This window comes from Sphaerisporangium corydalis (genome assembly GCF_025506355.1).
Classification (GTDB): Bacteria; Actinomycetota; Actinomycetes; order Streptosporangiales; family Streptosporangiaceae; genus Sphaerisporangium; species Sphaerisporangium corydalis.
Genome location: NZ_JANZYP010000114.1, coordinates 1 through 12,875, shown reverse-complemented (window position 1 = coordinate 12,875; position 12,875 = coordinate 1). Strand labels below are relative to the sequence as shown.

Sequence of the window (12,875 nt, the reverse complement as noted above, 5' to 3'; positions counted from 1 at the left end):
CCCGCCCGCTACCTCACCGGATGGCCCGCCTCGCGCAGCGCGTCCTTCACCGCGGAGATCGTGAGCTGGCCGAAGTGGAAGACGCTGGCCGCGAGCACCGCGTCCGCCCCCGCCTCGACGGCCGGCGGGAAGTCGGTCAGCGCGCCCGCGCCGCCGCTCGCGATGACCGGCACCGTCACCGCCCGCCGCACCGCCCTGATCATCGCCAGGTCGTACCCGTCCTTGGTGCCGTCGCCGTCCATGGAGTTCAGCAGTATCTCGCCGACGCCCAGCTCCTGGCCCCGCCGCGCCCACTCCACCGCGTCGATGCCGGTGCCGCGACGGCCGCCGTGCGTCGTCACCTCGAATCCCGAGGGGGTCGCCGGGCCGTCCACCACCCGGCGGGCGTCCACCGACAGCACCACGCACTGGGCGCCGAACCGGCGCGACGCCTCGGTCAGCAGCTCCGGGCGGGAGATCGCGGCGGTGTTCAGCGACACCTTGTCGGCGCCCGCGCGCAGCAACCGGTTCACGTCCTCGACCGACCGCACCCCGCCGCCGACGGTGAGCGGGATGAAGACCTGCTCGGCCGTGCGGCGCACCACGTCGTACATGGTCGCCCGGTCGCCCGAGGAGGCGGTGATGTCGAGGAACGTCAGCTCGTCGGCGCCCTCGGCGTCGTAGCGCCTGGCCAGCTCGACGGGGTCGCCCGCGTCCCTGAGGTTCTCGAAGTTGACGCCCTTGACCACCCGGCCCGCGTCGACGTCCAGGCACGGGATGACGCGCACGGCCACGCTCATGACGCCCGCGCCTTCCTGAAGGCCCGGGCCCGCGTCCCCGCCATGAGGCCGGTCACGCCTTCACCGCCGCGAGGGCCTCCTCCAGGGTGAACGCCCGCGCGTACAGCGCCTTGCCGACGATGGCGCCCTCCACCCCGTCAGGGACGAGCGTGGACAGGGCGCGCAGGTCGTCCAGCGAGGAGACGCCGCCGCTGGCGACCACCGGCCTGCCGGTGCGCGCGCAGACCTGGCGCAGCAGGTCGAGGTTCGGCCCGCGCAGCGTGCCGTCCTTGGTGACGTCGGTGACGACGTACCGCGGGCAGCCGTCGGACTCCAGCCGGTCGAGCACCTCCCACAGGTCGCCGCCCTCCTGGGTCCAGCCCCGGGCGGCCAGCGTCGTCCCCCGCACGTCGAGCCCCACCGCGACGCGGTCGCCGTACTCGGCGATGATCTTCGAGCACCAGGCCGGGTCCTCCAAAGCGGCGGTGCCGATGTTGACCCGCCGGCAGCCGGTGGCCAGGGCCGCCGCCAGCGACGCGTCGTCGCGGATGCCGCCCGACAGCTCCACGTGCACGTCGAGCGCGCCCACCACCGACGCCAGCAGCTCACGGTTGGACCCCCGGCCGAAGGCCGCGTCCAGGTCGACGAGGTGGACCCACTCGGCGCCCGCGCTCTGCCAGGCCAGGGCGGCGGCGAGCGGGTCGCCGTAGGAGGTCTCCGAGCCCGCCTCCCCCTGGACGAGGCGCACGGCCTGGCCGTCGGCGACGTCCACTGCGGGCAACAGCACCAGCGACATTGTTACGACCTCCGGTCGAATACGACGGTGACCAGCACCGGAACCATCAAAAGGGACACCACCAGGACACCCGCCCTGGCCGCCCACCCGCTGAGCAGCAACCACGCCGCCCCCTGGACGAGCACGAACAGCACCGTGACGACGGCGTTCTGCGCGCGCCGCCGCCGGGCGATCAGGCCGCCCTGACGGGCCACCCGCACCGGCCTCGGCAGCACCGCGACCAGCCGGTGGCGCAACTCGCGCCGCCGTGCCGCACGCACCTCGCGCTCCGCGCGCCTGGCCGCCTCCCGCGCCCGCGCGGCCTCCCGCTCGGCGCGGCGCCGGGCACGCTCCTTGCTCACGCCGCTACCCGCGAGGCCGGGGCGCGGCGCGCCCGGCTAAGTCCACACGCCCGGCCGGGGCCGCCCGACGGCGGCTCACAGCGTGCCCAGCCAGTTCTTCAGCAGGACCGCGCCGGCGTCCCCGGACTTCTCCGGGTGGAACTGGGTGGCCATCAGCGGGCCGTTCTCCACGGCCGCGACGAACGGCACGCCGTGCTCGGCCCAGGTGACCAGCGGCGCGGCGAACCCCCCGTCGGCGGGCATGTCGAACTTGCGCACGCCGTAGGAGTGGACGAAGTAGAAGCGCGTGGCGGCGTCGAGCCCCGCGAACAGCACCGAGCCCTCCGGCGCCTGGACGGTGTTCCACCCCATGTGCGGCAGGACGGGCGCGTCGAGCCGCTCGACGACGCCGGGCCACTCGCCGCAGCCCTCGTCGTGCCCGAGACCGTCCTCGCCGTACTCGGCGCCCTCGGCGAACAGCACCTGCATGCCGACGCAGATGCCGAGCACCGGGCGCCCGCCGGCCAGGCGGCGGCCGATGATCTGGTCGCCGCGCACGCCCTTGAGCCCGGCCATGACCGCCGAGAACGCCCCGACGCCGGGCACGACCAGCCCGTCGGCCGCGAGCGCGGCGTCGAAGTCGGCGGTCACGGTCACCTCGGCGCCCGCGCGGGCCAGCGCGCGCTCCGCCGACCGCAGGTTGCCCGACCCGTAGTCCAGGACGACGACGTTCACCACCACAGCACCCCCGCCGTGATCGCCAGCACGGCGCCGACGCCCAGGACCACCGCGCCGACCCGCAGACCCTGCTTGAAGAAGGAGAACACCCCGCCGATCATGAAGAGGCCGACGAAGACCATGGCGACCGCGGTCCAGTTGGAACTCACAGGACGCCCTTGGTGCTCGGGACGCCGACGGCGCGCGGGTCGCGTTCCGTGGCCTCGCGCAGCGCGCGGGCCAGGGCCTTGAACTGCGCCTCCACGATGTGGTGGGCGTTGCGCCCGTACGGCACGCGCACGTGCAGGCAGATCGCGGCCTGCGCGACGAACGACTCCAGGATGTGCCGGGTCAGGGTCGTGTCGTAGTCGGGGCCGATCATCGGCGCCATGCCCTCGGGCTCGGAGTGCACCAGGTAGGGCCGGCCCGACAGGTCGACCGTCACCTCGGCGAGCGACTCGTCCAGCGGGCACGACGCGTTGCCGAACCGCCGGATGCCCGACTTGTCGCCCAGCGCCTCGCGGAAGGCGGCGCCCAGCGCCAGGGCGGTGTCCTCGATGGTGTGGTGGGAGTCGATGTGCAGGTCGCCGTCGGTCTTCACCACCAGGTCGAACAGGCCGTGCTTGCCGAGCTGGGCCAGCATGTGGTCGAAGAACCCCACGCCGGTCGCCACCTCCACCCGGCCGGTGCCGTCCAGGCCGACCTCGACGAGCACCGAGGTCTCCTTGGTCGTGCGCTCCACGCGGCCGGTGCGCGGCCCGGCAGCGGCGGGACTGGTCACAGGATTCCCTCCAGGTCGTCACGCCCGGATCCTCCGGGCGTGGTGATCACCGGGGACGCCGCCAAAGCGTCCGTCATGGCCTCGCGGAAGGCCGCCATCTCCCCGGTCGTGCCGATGGAGACGCGCAGCCACTCGGGCGGGCCCACCTCGCGGATCAGCACCCCGCGGGCCAGCAGCGCCTCCCACACCGCGCGGCGGTCGGCGAACCGGCCGAACATCACGAAGTTGGCGTCGGAGTCGGCCACCGTCAGGCCACGCCCGCGCAGCCAGGCCACGCAGTCGTCGCGCTCGGCGCGCAGCCGGTCGACGGTGCCGAGCAGCTCGGCGCGGTGCGCGAGCGCGACCCGCGCCGCCATCTGCGTCAGCGTCGACAGGTGGTAGGGCAGGCGCACCAGCAGCAGCGCCTCGACGACCGCGGGGTCGGCCGCGAGGTAGCCGACGCGGGTGCCCGCCATGGCGAACGCCTTGGACATCGTGCGGGTCACGATCAGCCGGGGGTTGCCCGGCAGCAGGCTCAGCGCGCTCGGCGTGCCGGTGCGGGCGAACTCGAAGTACGCCTCGTCGACCACGACCATGCCCGGCGCGGCCTGGACCAGCCCCTCGATGACCCCGAGCGGCAGCGCCGTGCCCGTCGGGTTGTTCGGGCTGGTCAGGAACACGATGTCGGGGCGGTGCTCCTCGATCGCGGCGACGGCCTTGCCCGGGTCGACGCCGAAGTCCTCCTCACGGGAACCGGGGATCCACCGCGTGGACACACCCGTCGTGATGATCGGGTGCATGGAGTACGACGGCTCGAAGCCGAGCGCCGACCTGCCGTGGCCGCCGAACGCCTGGAGGATCTGCTGGAGCACCTCGTTGGAGCCGTTGGCCGCCCACACCTGGTCCACCGCGAGCCCGTGGCCGAGGTAGGCGGCCAGGTCGCCGCGCAGGGCCAGGGCGTCCCGGTCGGGATAGCGGTTCAGCGAGGCGGCGTCGCGGCCGACGGCCCCGGCCAGGTCGGCGACCAGCGCCGGGGACGGCGGGTAGGGGTTCTCGTTGGTGTTCAGCCGCACCGGCACGTCGATCTGGGGCGCGCCGTACGGCGACCGGCCGCGCAGGTCGTCACGGATCGGCAGGTCGCCGAGCGTCACCGGGCGCGGCGTCATCGGGCACCGCCCTCGAACCGGGCGCGCACGGCGGCGCCGTGGGCGGGCAGGTCCTCGGCGCCGGAGAGCGCGTAGACGTGCGGCGCGGCCTCGGCCAGCGCCTCGCGGGTGTAGTCGACCACGTGGACGCCGCGCAGGAACGTCTGCACCGAAAGACCCGAGGAGTGGCACGCGCAGCCGCCGGTCGGCAGGACGTGGTTGGAGCCGGCCAGGTAGTCGCCCAGGGAGACCGGGGAGTGGGGGCCGACGAAGACGGCGCCGGCGTTGCGCACCCGCGCGGCGACCTCCCGGGGGGCGGCGGTGTGGATCTCCAGGTGCTCGGCGGCGTAGGCGTCGACCACCCGCAGGCCGTCGTCGAGGCCGGACACCAGCACGATGCCGGACTGGCGGCCGGCCAGGGCCTCGGCGATGCGCTCGGAGTGCCGGGTGGCCGCGACCTGGCCAGGCAGCTCCTTCTCCACGGCCTCGGCCAGCCGCTCGCTGGTGGTCACCAGGACCGCGGCGGCGATCACGTCGTGCTCGGCCTGGCTGATCAGGTCGGCGGCGACGTGGACGGGGTCGGCGGTGTCGTCGGCCAGGATGGCGATCTCGGTCGGGCCCGCCTCGGCGTCGATGCCGACCTGGCCCTTGAGCAGGCGCTTGGCGGCGGCCACCCAGATGTTGCCCGGGCCGGTCACCATGCTGACCGGGGGGCACTCCTCGGTGCCGTAGGCGAACATGGCGACGGCCTGCGCGCCGCCGACGGCGTACACCTCCTGGACGCTGAGCAGGGCGCACGCCGCCAGGATCGCCGGGTGCGGCAGGCCGCCGAAACCGGCCTGCGGCGGGGAGGTGACCGCCAGGGAGGGCACCCCGGCCTCCTGGGCCGGCACGACGTTCATCACGACGCTCGACGGGTAGACCGCCCGCCCGCCGGGGACGTAGAGGCCGACCCGGTCGACCGGCACCCACCGCTCGGTGACCGTGCCGCCGGGGACGACCTGGGTGGTGGTGTCGGTCCTGCGCTGGTCGCGGTGGACCAGCCGGGCGCGGCGGATCGACTCCTCAAGGGCGGCGCGCACGGCCGGGTCGAGCCCGGCGAGCGCGTCGGCGAGGGCCGCGACGGGCACGCGGGTGGAGGTCAGCTCGACCCCGTCGAACCGGGCCGTCAGCTCCCGCACGGCCGCCACTCCCCTATGGCGCACGTCGTCGCACAGGGGCCGCACCTGCGAGAGGGCGGCCTCGACGTCGAGATCGGCGCGGGGCAGCACGTCGCGCAGGTTCTCAGGGAGAGCCCCGCGCAGGTCGATACGGGATATCACCGGTCCAGTCTACGGACGGCGGCGCCTCGATCCGGTCGTGGTCCGCCATTCGGACGGCGCCTTTACATTGTAGATTTTAACTTGCCGTTAGGCTGGGCCCGTGAGCAAGACGAGGAACAAGGGAGGCCAGGGCACTCCCGCCACCGTCGCGCTGGCCAAGGCCGAGGTCGGCTTCACCCTGCACCCCTACGACCACGACGCCGGCGCCCAGGCCTACGGCGAGGAGGCCGCCGACGCGCTCGGCGTGCCGTACGAGCGGATCTTCAAGACCCTGGTGGCCGAGGTGGAGAGCGGCCTCGCGGTCGCGGTGGTGCCCGTGTCGGGCAAACTCGACCTCAAGGCGTTCGCCGCCGCCCTCGGGAGCAAGCGGGCGGCGATGGCCGACGCGGCCAAGGTCGAGCGGGTCACCGGCTACGTCGTGGGCGGCATCAGCCCGCTGGGGCAGCGCCGGCCCCTGCCCACCGTGATCGACTCCTCCGCCGCCGGGTTCGAGACGATCTTCTTCTCGGCCGGGCGCCGAGGGCTGCAGATCGAGACCGCCCCCGCCGAGCTCGTCCGCCTGACCCGGGCGATCACCGCCGCCATCGGCAAGGCCCCCTGATGAGGAGCGAGAGTGACCGAGCTGTTCCACCTCCCCGCCACCGAGATGCTCGCCCTGCTGCGCACCCGGCAGATCAGCGCTGTGGAGCTGGCCGAGGCGCACCTCCGGCGGATCGACGAGGTGAACGGCGAGGTCAACGCGATCGTCACCCTGGTCGCCGACCGGGCGCTCGCCGAGGCGCGCGAGCTTGACCAGGCCCTGGTCCACGGCCGCCCCCCGGGCCCGCTGCACGGCCTGCCCATCGCCTTCAAGGACCTGACCGACACCGCCGGCGTCCGCACCACCTACGGGTCGCCGATCTTCGCCGACCACGTGCCCGACGCCGACGCCCTGGTGGCGCGGCGCGCCCGCGCGGCGGGGGCGGTCACTCTGGGCAAGACCAACACCCCGGAGTTCGGCACCGGCTCGCACACCGTCAACGAGGTCTTCGGCGCCACCCGCAACCCCTACGACCCGGACCGCAGCGCCGGAGGCAGCAGCGGCGGGGCCGCCGCCGCGCTCGCCTCGGGCATGGTGCCGCTGGCCGACGGCTCCGACATGGGCGGGTCCCTGCGCAACCCCGCCTCGTTCTGCAACGTCGTCGGGCTGCGCCCCACCCCGGGCCGGGTGCCCGACGACTCCTCCACCGCCGCCTGGTTCAGCCTCGGCGTGTCGGGCCCGATGGCGCGGACGGTCGGCGACGCCGCGCTGCTGCTGAGCGTCATCGCGGGCTTCGCGCCCACCTCGCCGTTCGCGATCCGCGAGGACGGCTCCGCGTTCGCCGGGCCCCTCGAGTCCGACGTCACCGGCCTGCGGGTGGCCTGGAGCCCCGACCTCGGCGGGCTGCCGGTGGACCCGGAGACCGCCGCGGTGACCGCGCGGGCGCCGGCCGTGTTCGCCGGGCTCGGCGCCCACGTCGAGCAGGTGCGGCTCGACCTGTCGGAGGCCGAGGACGCCTTCCGCATCCTGCGCGCCTGGCACTACGCCGGCACCTTCGGCGGCCTGCCGACCGAGCTGCTCGGCTCCAACGTCGCCTGGAACGTGGAGCGCGGGCGCGAGGTCACCGGCGCCGACCTGACCCGCGCCGAGCGCCTGCGCAGCCGGCTGTTCCAGCGGATGGGCGAGTTCTTCGACACCTACGACATCCTGCTGGCCCCGGTCAGCCAGGTGCCGCCGTTCCCCGTCGGCCAGCCGTACGTCACCGAGATCGCCGGGACGCCCATGCCCGACTACCTGGCGTGGATGCGCTCGGCGTACTGGGTCAGCGTGCTGCACGCGCCGGCGGCGTCGGTGCCGTGCGGGTTCACCCCTGGCGGGCTGCCGGTGGGGGTGCAGATCATCGGGCGCCCGTGGGCCGACCTGGCGGTGCTCAGGGCCGCATACGCCTTCGAGGCGGCCACCGGCCACGGCGCCACCCGCCCCGCGTTCGGCCGCTAGGACGGGCGCGCGGATCCGCCGTGAGGCACGGAGGGCCTGGCAGGGACCCCCGGGAGGGCTACAGGCCGCCGTCCTCGGTCTCCCCCGCGTACGGCTTGCGCAGCGGGGAGTCGCGGTAGCCGTCGACCGACTCAAGGATGCCGAAAACGGCGACCGCCACCAGGGGCCAGCTCAGCAGCACGCCCCGCGCGGTGATCGAGAGCACGTTGACCGTGGAGCCGATGCCCGCCGAGCCGGGCGCCGCCGCCTGGATCGTGGCGCCGTTGAGCGAGGTGCCGACCGTGAGGGTGAGGAAGGCGGCGACCATGCCGCCCGCCGCGAGCCCGGCCAGCATGGCGACCTGCCGCCGCGATCGGGCCAGCAGGTAGGCGGCGATGCCGCACAGCAAGCCAGCCACGCCCGTGACCACCGCGAACCACCCGTCGGCCGCGATCAGCGACTGGGTGATCGGGTCGGTCAGCGCCGGGCCCGACTTGGTGATCACATACGGGGTGCGGGGGGCGAGCGCCGACCACAGGAATCCCGCCGCGACGCCCATGAGGGCGAGCACGACGATGGTCAGCCCGAAGTCCCGCAGATGCCGCACCTGATCACCTCGACTGTCACGCGTCCCGCACCAGCGTGCGAATCCCATATCGTACCCAGCGGGCCCGGCCACCGCGCCCTCGGCCACGCCCGGGGACCCCGTTAGGCTGTCACCCGTGAGCGAAGAGGTATGGCTGATCGAGTCGTCCGGACCTCTCCGGGGCGACGTCGAAGTACGCGGGTCCAAGAACGCCGTGTCCAAGCACATGGTCGCCGCCATGCTGGGCATCGGTCCGAGCACGCTGCACAACGCCCCGGAGGTGGGCGAGGTCGGCATCACCGCCGCGATGCTGGAGTCCCTCGGCATCGAGGTGGCCATCAACGACCGTGAGATCACCCTGGAACGCGGGCCGGAGATCCGCCCGAGGGTCCCCGAGGCGTTCACGGGGCTCAACCGCATCCCGATCCTCATGCTCGGCCCGCTGCTCCACCTCGCCGGGGAGGCGTACGTCCCGCTCGTCGGGGGCGACCCCATCGGCAGGCGGCCGGTCAACTTCCACGTCGAGGCGCTGCGCTCGATGGGCGCCGAGGTCGAGGTGCGCGACACGGGCATCTTCGCCAAGGCCACCCGCCTGCGCGGCACCCGCATCGAACTGCCCTATCCGAGCGTCGGCGCGACCGAGACGATCCTGCTGTCGGCCGTGCTCGCCGAGGGCAAGACCGTGATCAAGGGCGCGGCCACCGAGCCCGAGGTGGTGGAACTGGCGCTGTTCCTGCAGCGCATGGGCGCCCGCATCGAGCTCAGCCCCGACCGGCGCATCGTCATCGAGGGCGTGGACAGCCTGCGCGGCGCCTCCACCTGGCTCGCGGGCGACCGCATCGAGGCGTTCTCCTACCTGGTGGCCGGGCTGATCACCGGCGGCGAGGTCCGGGTGCACGGCTGCCCGCAGGACCGGCTGGTGACCGCGATCACCACCCTGGCCCGCATGGGCGCGCAGTTCGACATCACCGACGACTGGCTGACCGCCTCCGCGCCGGACGGCCTGCGGGCCGCGGCGGTGCAGACCGACACCCACCCCGGTTTCATGACCGACTGGCAGACGCCGCTGATGGTCCTGTTCACGCAGGCCGAGGGCATGTCGGTGCTGCACGAGACCGTCTTCGAGAACCGGCTGGTGTACGTGCCGGCGCTGCAGAAGATGGGCTGCGAGATCGAGATCTTCGACGTGTGCCTCGGCGGCCCGGCGTGCCGGTACCACGACACCAACGCCCGCCACTCCGCCGTGGTCCGGGGCATCTCCAAGCTGCGGGGCGCCGACGTCACCCTGCCCGACATCCGCGCCGGGTTCTCCGGCGTGCTGGCCGCGGCCGTGGCCGAGGGCACCTCGACGCTGCGGGGGGTCCACCACATCGAACGCGGCTATCACCGGGTTTTCGACCAGTTCACCTCACTTGGGTTGAAGATCAGCCGGGAAGCGTAAAGATTCCGCGAGGGGGCGTTTGCCAGGCTTCCTCCCGCCGCACTTCTACTCCCGTGACCTCGGGATCCGACGGCCGCCGCGCGCCGGGCGGCGAGCCCGCCCAGCACCGCTCCCGGGAGCTTCCGGCGGCGGCCGGCATCGCGGTGCTGGGCCTGCTGGGCGTGGCCGGCGGCCTGCTGGTGGCGGCCGTCGCGCTGCCGGCGGTCGGCGGGGCCGGGATCCTGACCCGGGCCGCCGCGCACGACTTCTTCGAGGTGCCCGTGCTGCTGCGCGAGGCGCCGCTGCCCGAGCGCAGCCGGCTGCTGGACAAGGACGGCAAGCAGTTCGCCCAGTTCTACGTGCAGAACCGGCAGTCCGTCGACATCGGCAAGATCGCGCCCGTGATGCTGAAGGCGATCGTCGCCATCGAGGACTCCCGGTTCTACGAGCACGCCGGGCTCGACCTCAAGGGCACCCTGCGCGCGATCATCGCCAACACCCAGGCGGGCGGCATCCGGCAGGGCGGGTCCTCGCTCACCCAGCAGCTCGTCAAGAACATCCTCCTGCAGAACGCCCGCTCGGAGTCCGAGCGCGACCTGGCGCGCGCGCCGAGCATCCGCAGGAAGCTGCAAGAACTGCGTTACGCCATGGGCCTGGAGCGCAAGTACACCAAGGACCAGATCCTGGTGCGCTACCTCAACATCGCCTACTTCGGCGGGGGCGCCTTCGGCGTCCAGGCGGCGGCGCACCGCTTCTTCGGCGTCCCGGCCGCCAAGCTCACCCCGGGCCAGGCCGCCACCCTGGCCGGAGCGGTGCGCACCCCGTACTTCACCGACCCGACGCTCGGCGAGGAGCACAAGAAGCGGCTGCTGGAACGCCGTGACCTGGTGCTGGACCGCATGGCCCAGCTCGGCACGCTGCCGGCGTCCCGGGCCGCCGCCGGCAAGGCGGCGCCGCTCGCGCTGAACCTGCGGCCCGAGCCCGGCGGCTGCTCCGAGAGCGACCACCCGTTCTTCTGCCTGTACGTGCAGAAGGAGATCGCGACCAACCGCGCGTTCGGGCAGACCCGCGCCGAACGGGAGCGGCGGCTGTACCGCGACGGGCTGGTCATCCGCACGACGCTCGACCGCACCGCGCAGCGGGCCGCCGACAAGGCGATCGCCGAGTACGTGCACCCGAAGGACGACGACGTGGCCGCCGAGGCCATGGTCGAGCCGGGCACCGGGCGGATCCGCGCCCTGGCCGCGAGCAAGCGGTACGGGGTCAACCCCAAGGACCGCGACGACGGCCCGAGGACGACCTACAACCTGCCCGCCGACACCGCGCACGGCGGCGGGCAGGGGTTCCAGGCCGGGTCCACGTTCAAGGTGTTCACGCTGGCCACGGCCCTGGCGCAGGGCTGGCGGTTCGACCAGGGGTTCGACACGCCCGGCGGCTTCGAGCCGTCCTCGGGGTACAAGGACTGCTCGGGACACAAGGTGAACGACCCCGGCACGGTCATCCACAACGCCGGCGGCGAGGGCAAGGGCGGCCCGTACAGCCTGGCGACCGGCACCTGGCAGTCGGTCAACATCTTCTACATGATGCTGGAGCGCGACGTCGGGCTGTGCCCGGTGGTGCGCACCGCCCGGTCGCTCGGCGTCGTGCGGGCCGACGGCCGGCCGCTCAGGGAGGTGCCCACCTTCACCCTCGGGGCCAACGAGATGGACCCGGTGACGGTGGCGGCCGCCTTCGCGGCGTTCGGCGCGCGGGGGCGCTACTGCCGGCCGATGGCCATCCTGGAGATCTCCGAGCGGCACGGCAGGCGCACCAGGATCTCGCCGAGCTGCGCCGACGCCGTCGAGCAGGAGGTGGCCGACGCGGTCAACCACATCCTGTCGGGGGTGTTCACCCGGGGGACGATGAAGGGGCAGGGGATCGGCAGGCCCGCCGCGGGCAAGACCGGGACCAACAACGGGTACACCTCGGCCTGGTTCGCCGGGTACACCCCCGACCTCGCGGCGGCCGTGAGCCTGGGCGACATCAGGGGCGCCTACAAGTACCCGCTGACCGACGTGGAGATCGGCGGGCGGTCCTACGGCAGCGTCCAGGGGGCCTCGCTGCCGGGGCCGATCTGGGTCCAGTCCATGGAGGGGGCGCTGCGGTACGTCCCGGAGTCGTCCTTCACCGCGCCCGACATGGGGCGGTTCGGCGGCGGGACCACCCCGGGGCTCAAACCCGAGGACCAGCTCGACCCGCGTGCCGACCCGCGTCTTGACCCGCGTCTTGAGGCGGGGGCGGAGGAGGGCGGGCGCGAGCGCGGGCTGCGGCGGCACGGCTACCACGGCCCCGGACGCGACCCCTTCTGGATCACCCCGGAGGACGACGGCCGGCCGTGGGCGCCCGGGAGTAACGGGATCGGCGAGGACCGCTGGGCGCCACCCTACGAGGAGGACCGCCTCCCGCCCGCGCGCCGCCGGGACGACCCGTGGGACCCCGGCCGCCACCCCACCTGGTGACGGCCGCCGGCGCGCCGCCCGCCTCGCCGATCCGATACGACGGACCGCCGGCGCGGGTGGGGCCGGGGTCCGCGCCTCGGTCAGGTCGCCGGGGCCAGGTCGCCGGTGCCGGCGGGCGGCGCGGGGTCGCGGCCGTTCGCCCGGGTCTCCTCGGCCAGGTGCAGTCCGCTCTCGATCACGGCGTTCATGATGGGCGCCAGCCGCGCCTCGCCCAGCCGGGGCGCCCGGCGGGCCATCGCGGCGACCAGGCGGCGCTCGCGTTCCATGTCGCGCCCGGCGAAGCCGCCGACGGGCTTGAGCCGCTGCACGGTGCCCGCCAGGGCCGCCCGCCGCTCCAGCAGCACCGCAAGGGCCGCGTCGACCCGGTCGATGGCCTCACGGGCCGCCGCGACCGTGTCGGGGTCCTCCCGGCGCAGGAGCGCGCCGATCACCACGACCGCCTCGCGGGCCGCCGCCACCGCCTCGGCGCCGGCGGCCGGGGCCAGCCACAGCCCGTCGGCGCCGGCGGCGACCGCGGCGGCGGCCAGCCCGGCGTCCTCGCCCAGCGCCGCGAGGAC

At 74.2% G+C, this 12,875-nt stretch carries 14 protein-coding genes; 4 read left to right on the top strand and 10 right to left on the bottom strand.

Features of this window, described 5'->3' with window-relative positions:
• Positions 1-8: 8 nt before the first annotated feature.
• The 8 genes from hisF to hisD all read right to left on the bottom strand — a co-directional run bounded on the left by hisF (position 9) and on the right by hisD (position 5,818).
• Positions 9-779, bottom strand: coding sequence for an imidazole glycerol phosphate synthase subunit HisF (hisF, locus tag NYZ98_RS40430; RefSeq protein WP_262850716.1), 771 nt, complete (start codon positions 777-779; stop codon positions 9-11).
• Positions 780-831: 52 nt separating this feature from the next.
• Positions 832-1,554: a bifunctional 1-(5-phosphoribosyl)-5-((5-phosphoribosylamino)methylideneamino)imidazole-4-carboxamide isomerase/phosphoribosylanthranilate isomerase PriA gene (gene priA, locus NYZ98_RS40425; protein ID WP_262850714.1), complete on the bottom strand. Its 723-nt coding sequence runs from the start codon at positions 1,552-1,554 to the stop codon at positions 832-834.
• A 2-nt stretch (positions 1,555-1,556) separates the two neighbouring features.
• Positions 1,557-1,895, bottom strand: coding sequence for a hypothetical protein (locus tag NYZ98_RS40420; RefSeq protein WP_262850712.1), 339 nt, complete (start codon positions 1,893-1,895; stop codon positions 1,557-1,559).
• Between the two features lie 75 nt (positions 1,896-1,970).
• Positions 1,971-2,615 (bottom strand): imidazole glycerol phosphate synthase subunit HisH, encoded by a 645-nt coding sequence (hisH, locus tag NYZ98_RS40415; RefSeq protein ID WP_262850710.1) that lies wholly within the window; start codon positions 2,613-2,615, stop codon positions 1,971-1,973.
• Positions 2,606-2,761 carry a hypothetical protein gene (locus NYZ98_RS40410; RefSeq protein ID WP_262850708.1) on the bottom strand — a complete coding sequence of 52 codons (156 nt, stop codon included), beginning with the start codon at positions 2,759-2,761 and terminating at the stop codon, positions 2,606-2,608. Before NYZ98_RS40410 ends, hisH begins: the two co-directional genes overlap by 10 nt.
• On the bottom strand, positions 2,758-3,372 hold the full coding sequence (gene hisB / locus NYZ98_RS40405) for an imidazoleglycerol-phosphate dehydratase HisB (RefSeq protein ID WP_262850706.1): 615 nt from the start codon (positions 3,370-3,372) through the stop codon (positions 2,758-2,760). The genes NYZ98_RS40410 and hisB overlap by 4 nt, the downstream gene beginning before the upstream one ends.
• Positions 3,369-4,517 (bottom strand): histidinol-phosphate transaminase, encoded by a 1,149-nt coding sequence (locus NYZ98_RS40400; protein WP_262850704.1) that lies wholly within the window; start codon positions 4,515-4,517, stop codon positions 3,369-3,371. Before NYZ98_RS40400 ends, hisB begins: the two co-directional genes overlap by 4 nt.
• Positions 4,514-5,818: a histidinol dehydrogenase gene (hisD, locus tag NYZ98_RS40395; RefSeq protein WP_262850702.1), complete on the bottom strand. Its 1,305-nt coding sequence runs from the start codon at positions 5,816-5,818 to the stop codon at positions 4,514-4,516. Before hisD ends, NYZ98_RS40400 begins: the two co-directional genes overlap by 4 nt.
• A gap of 100 nt (positions 5,819-5,918) precedes the next feature.
• Between hisD and ybaK the strand changes: the two genes are divergently transcribed.
• Together ybaK and NYZ98_RS40385 are read left to right on the top strand one after the other, a co-directional pair.
• Positions 5,919-6,419, top strand: coding sequence for a Cys-tRNA(Pro) deacylase (gene ybaK / locus NYZ98_RS40390; protein ID WP_262850700.1), 501 nt, complete (start codon positions 5,919-5,921; stop codon positions 6,417-6,419).
• Between the two features lie 12 nt (positions 6,420-6,431).
• Positions 6,432-7,835: an amidase gene (locus tag NYZ98_RS40385; protein ID WP_262850697.1), complete on the top strand. Its 1,404-nt coding sequence runs from the start codon at positions 6,432-6,434 to the stop codon at positions 7,833-7,835.
• Between the two features lie 58 nt (positions 7,836-7,893).
• Here the strand turns inward: NYZ98_RS40385 and NYZ98_RS40380 are convergent, their stop codons facing one another.
• Entirely contained in the window at positions 7,894-8,421 is a 528-nt protein-coding gene (locus NYZ98_RS40380; protein WP_262850695.1) for a hypothetical protein, read from the bottom strand.
• A 115-nt stretch (positions 8,422-8,536) separates the two neighbouring features.
• Here NYZ98_RS40380 and murA point away from each other — a divergent pair, with 115 nt between their 5' ends.
• Together murA and NYZ98_RS40370 are read left to right on the top strand one after the other, a co-directional pair.
• On the top strand, positions 8,537-9,841 hold the full coding sequence (gene murA, locus NYZ98_RS40375; protein ID WP_262850693.1) for a UDP-N-acetylglucosamine 1-carboxyvinyltransferase: 1,305 nt from the start codon (positions 8,537-8,539) through the stop codon (positions 9,839-9,841).
• Between the two features lie 53 nt (positions 9,842-9,894).
• A complete protein-coding gene (locus NYZ98_RS40370; protein ID WP_262850691.1) occupies positions 9,895-12,318 on the top strand; it encodes a transglycosylase domain-containing protein in 2,424 nt (807 codons plus the stop codon).
• A gap of 80 nt (positions 12,319-12,398) precedes the next feature.
• Here NYZ98_RS40370 and NYZ98_RS40365 read toward each other — a convergent pair.
• Positions 12,399-12,875 (bottom strand): chorismate mutase (locus NYZ98_RS40365; protein ID WP_407696446.1); only part of this gene is annotated, 477 nt, incomplete at its 5' end.

Bases quoted from the DNA above. Each gene is read 5' to 3' on its own strand.
- hisF (WP_262850716.1), bottom strand. From the start codon at position 779: ATGAGCGTGGCCGTGCGCGTCATCCCGTGCCTGGACGTCGACGCGGGC.
- priA (WP_262850714.1), bottom strand. From the start codon at position 1,554: ATGTCGCTGGTGCTGTTGCCCGCAGTGGACGTCGCCGACGGCCAGGCC.
- NYZ98_RS40400 (WP_262850704.1), bottom strand. From the start codon at position 4,517: ATGACGCCGCGCCCGGTGACGCTCGGCGACCTGCCGATCCGTGACGAC.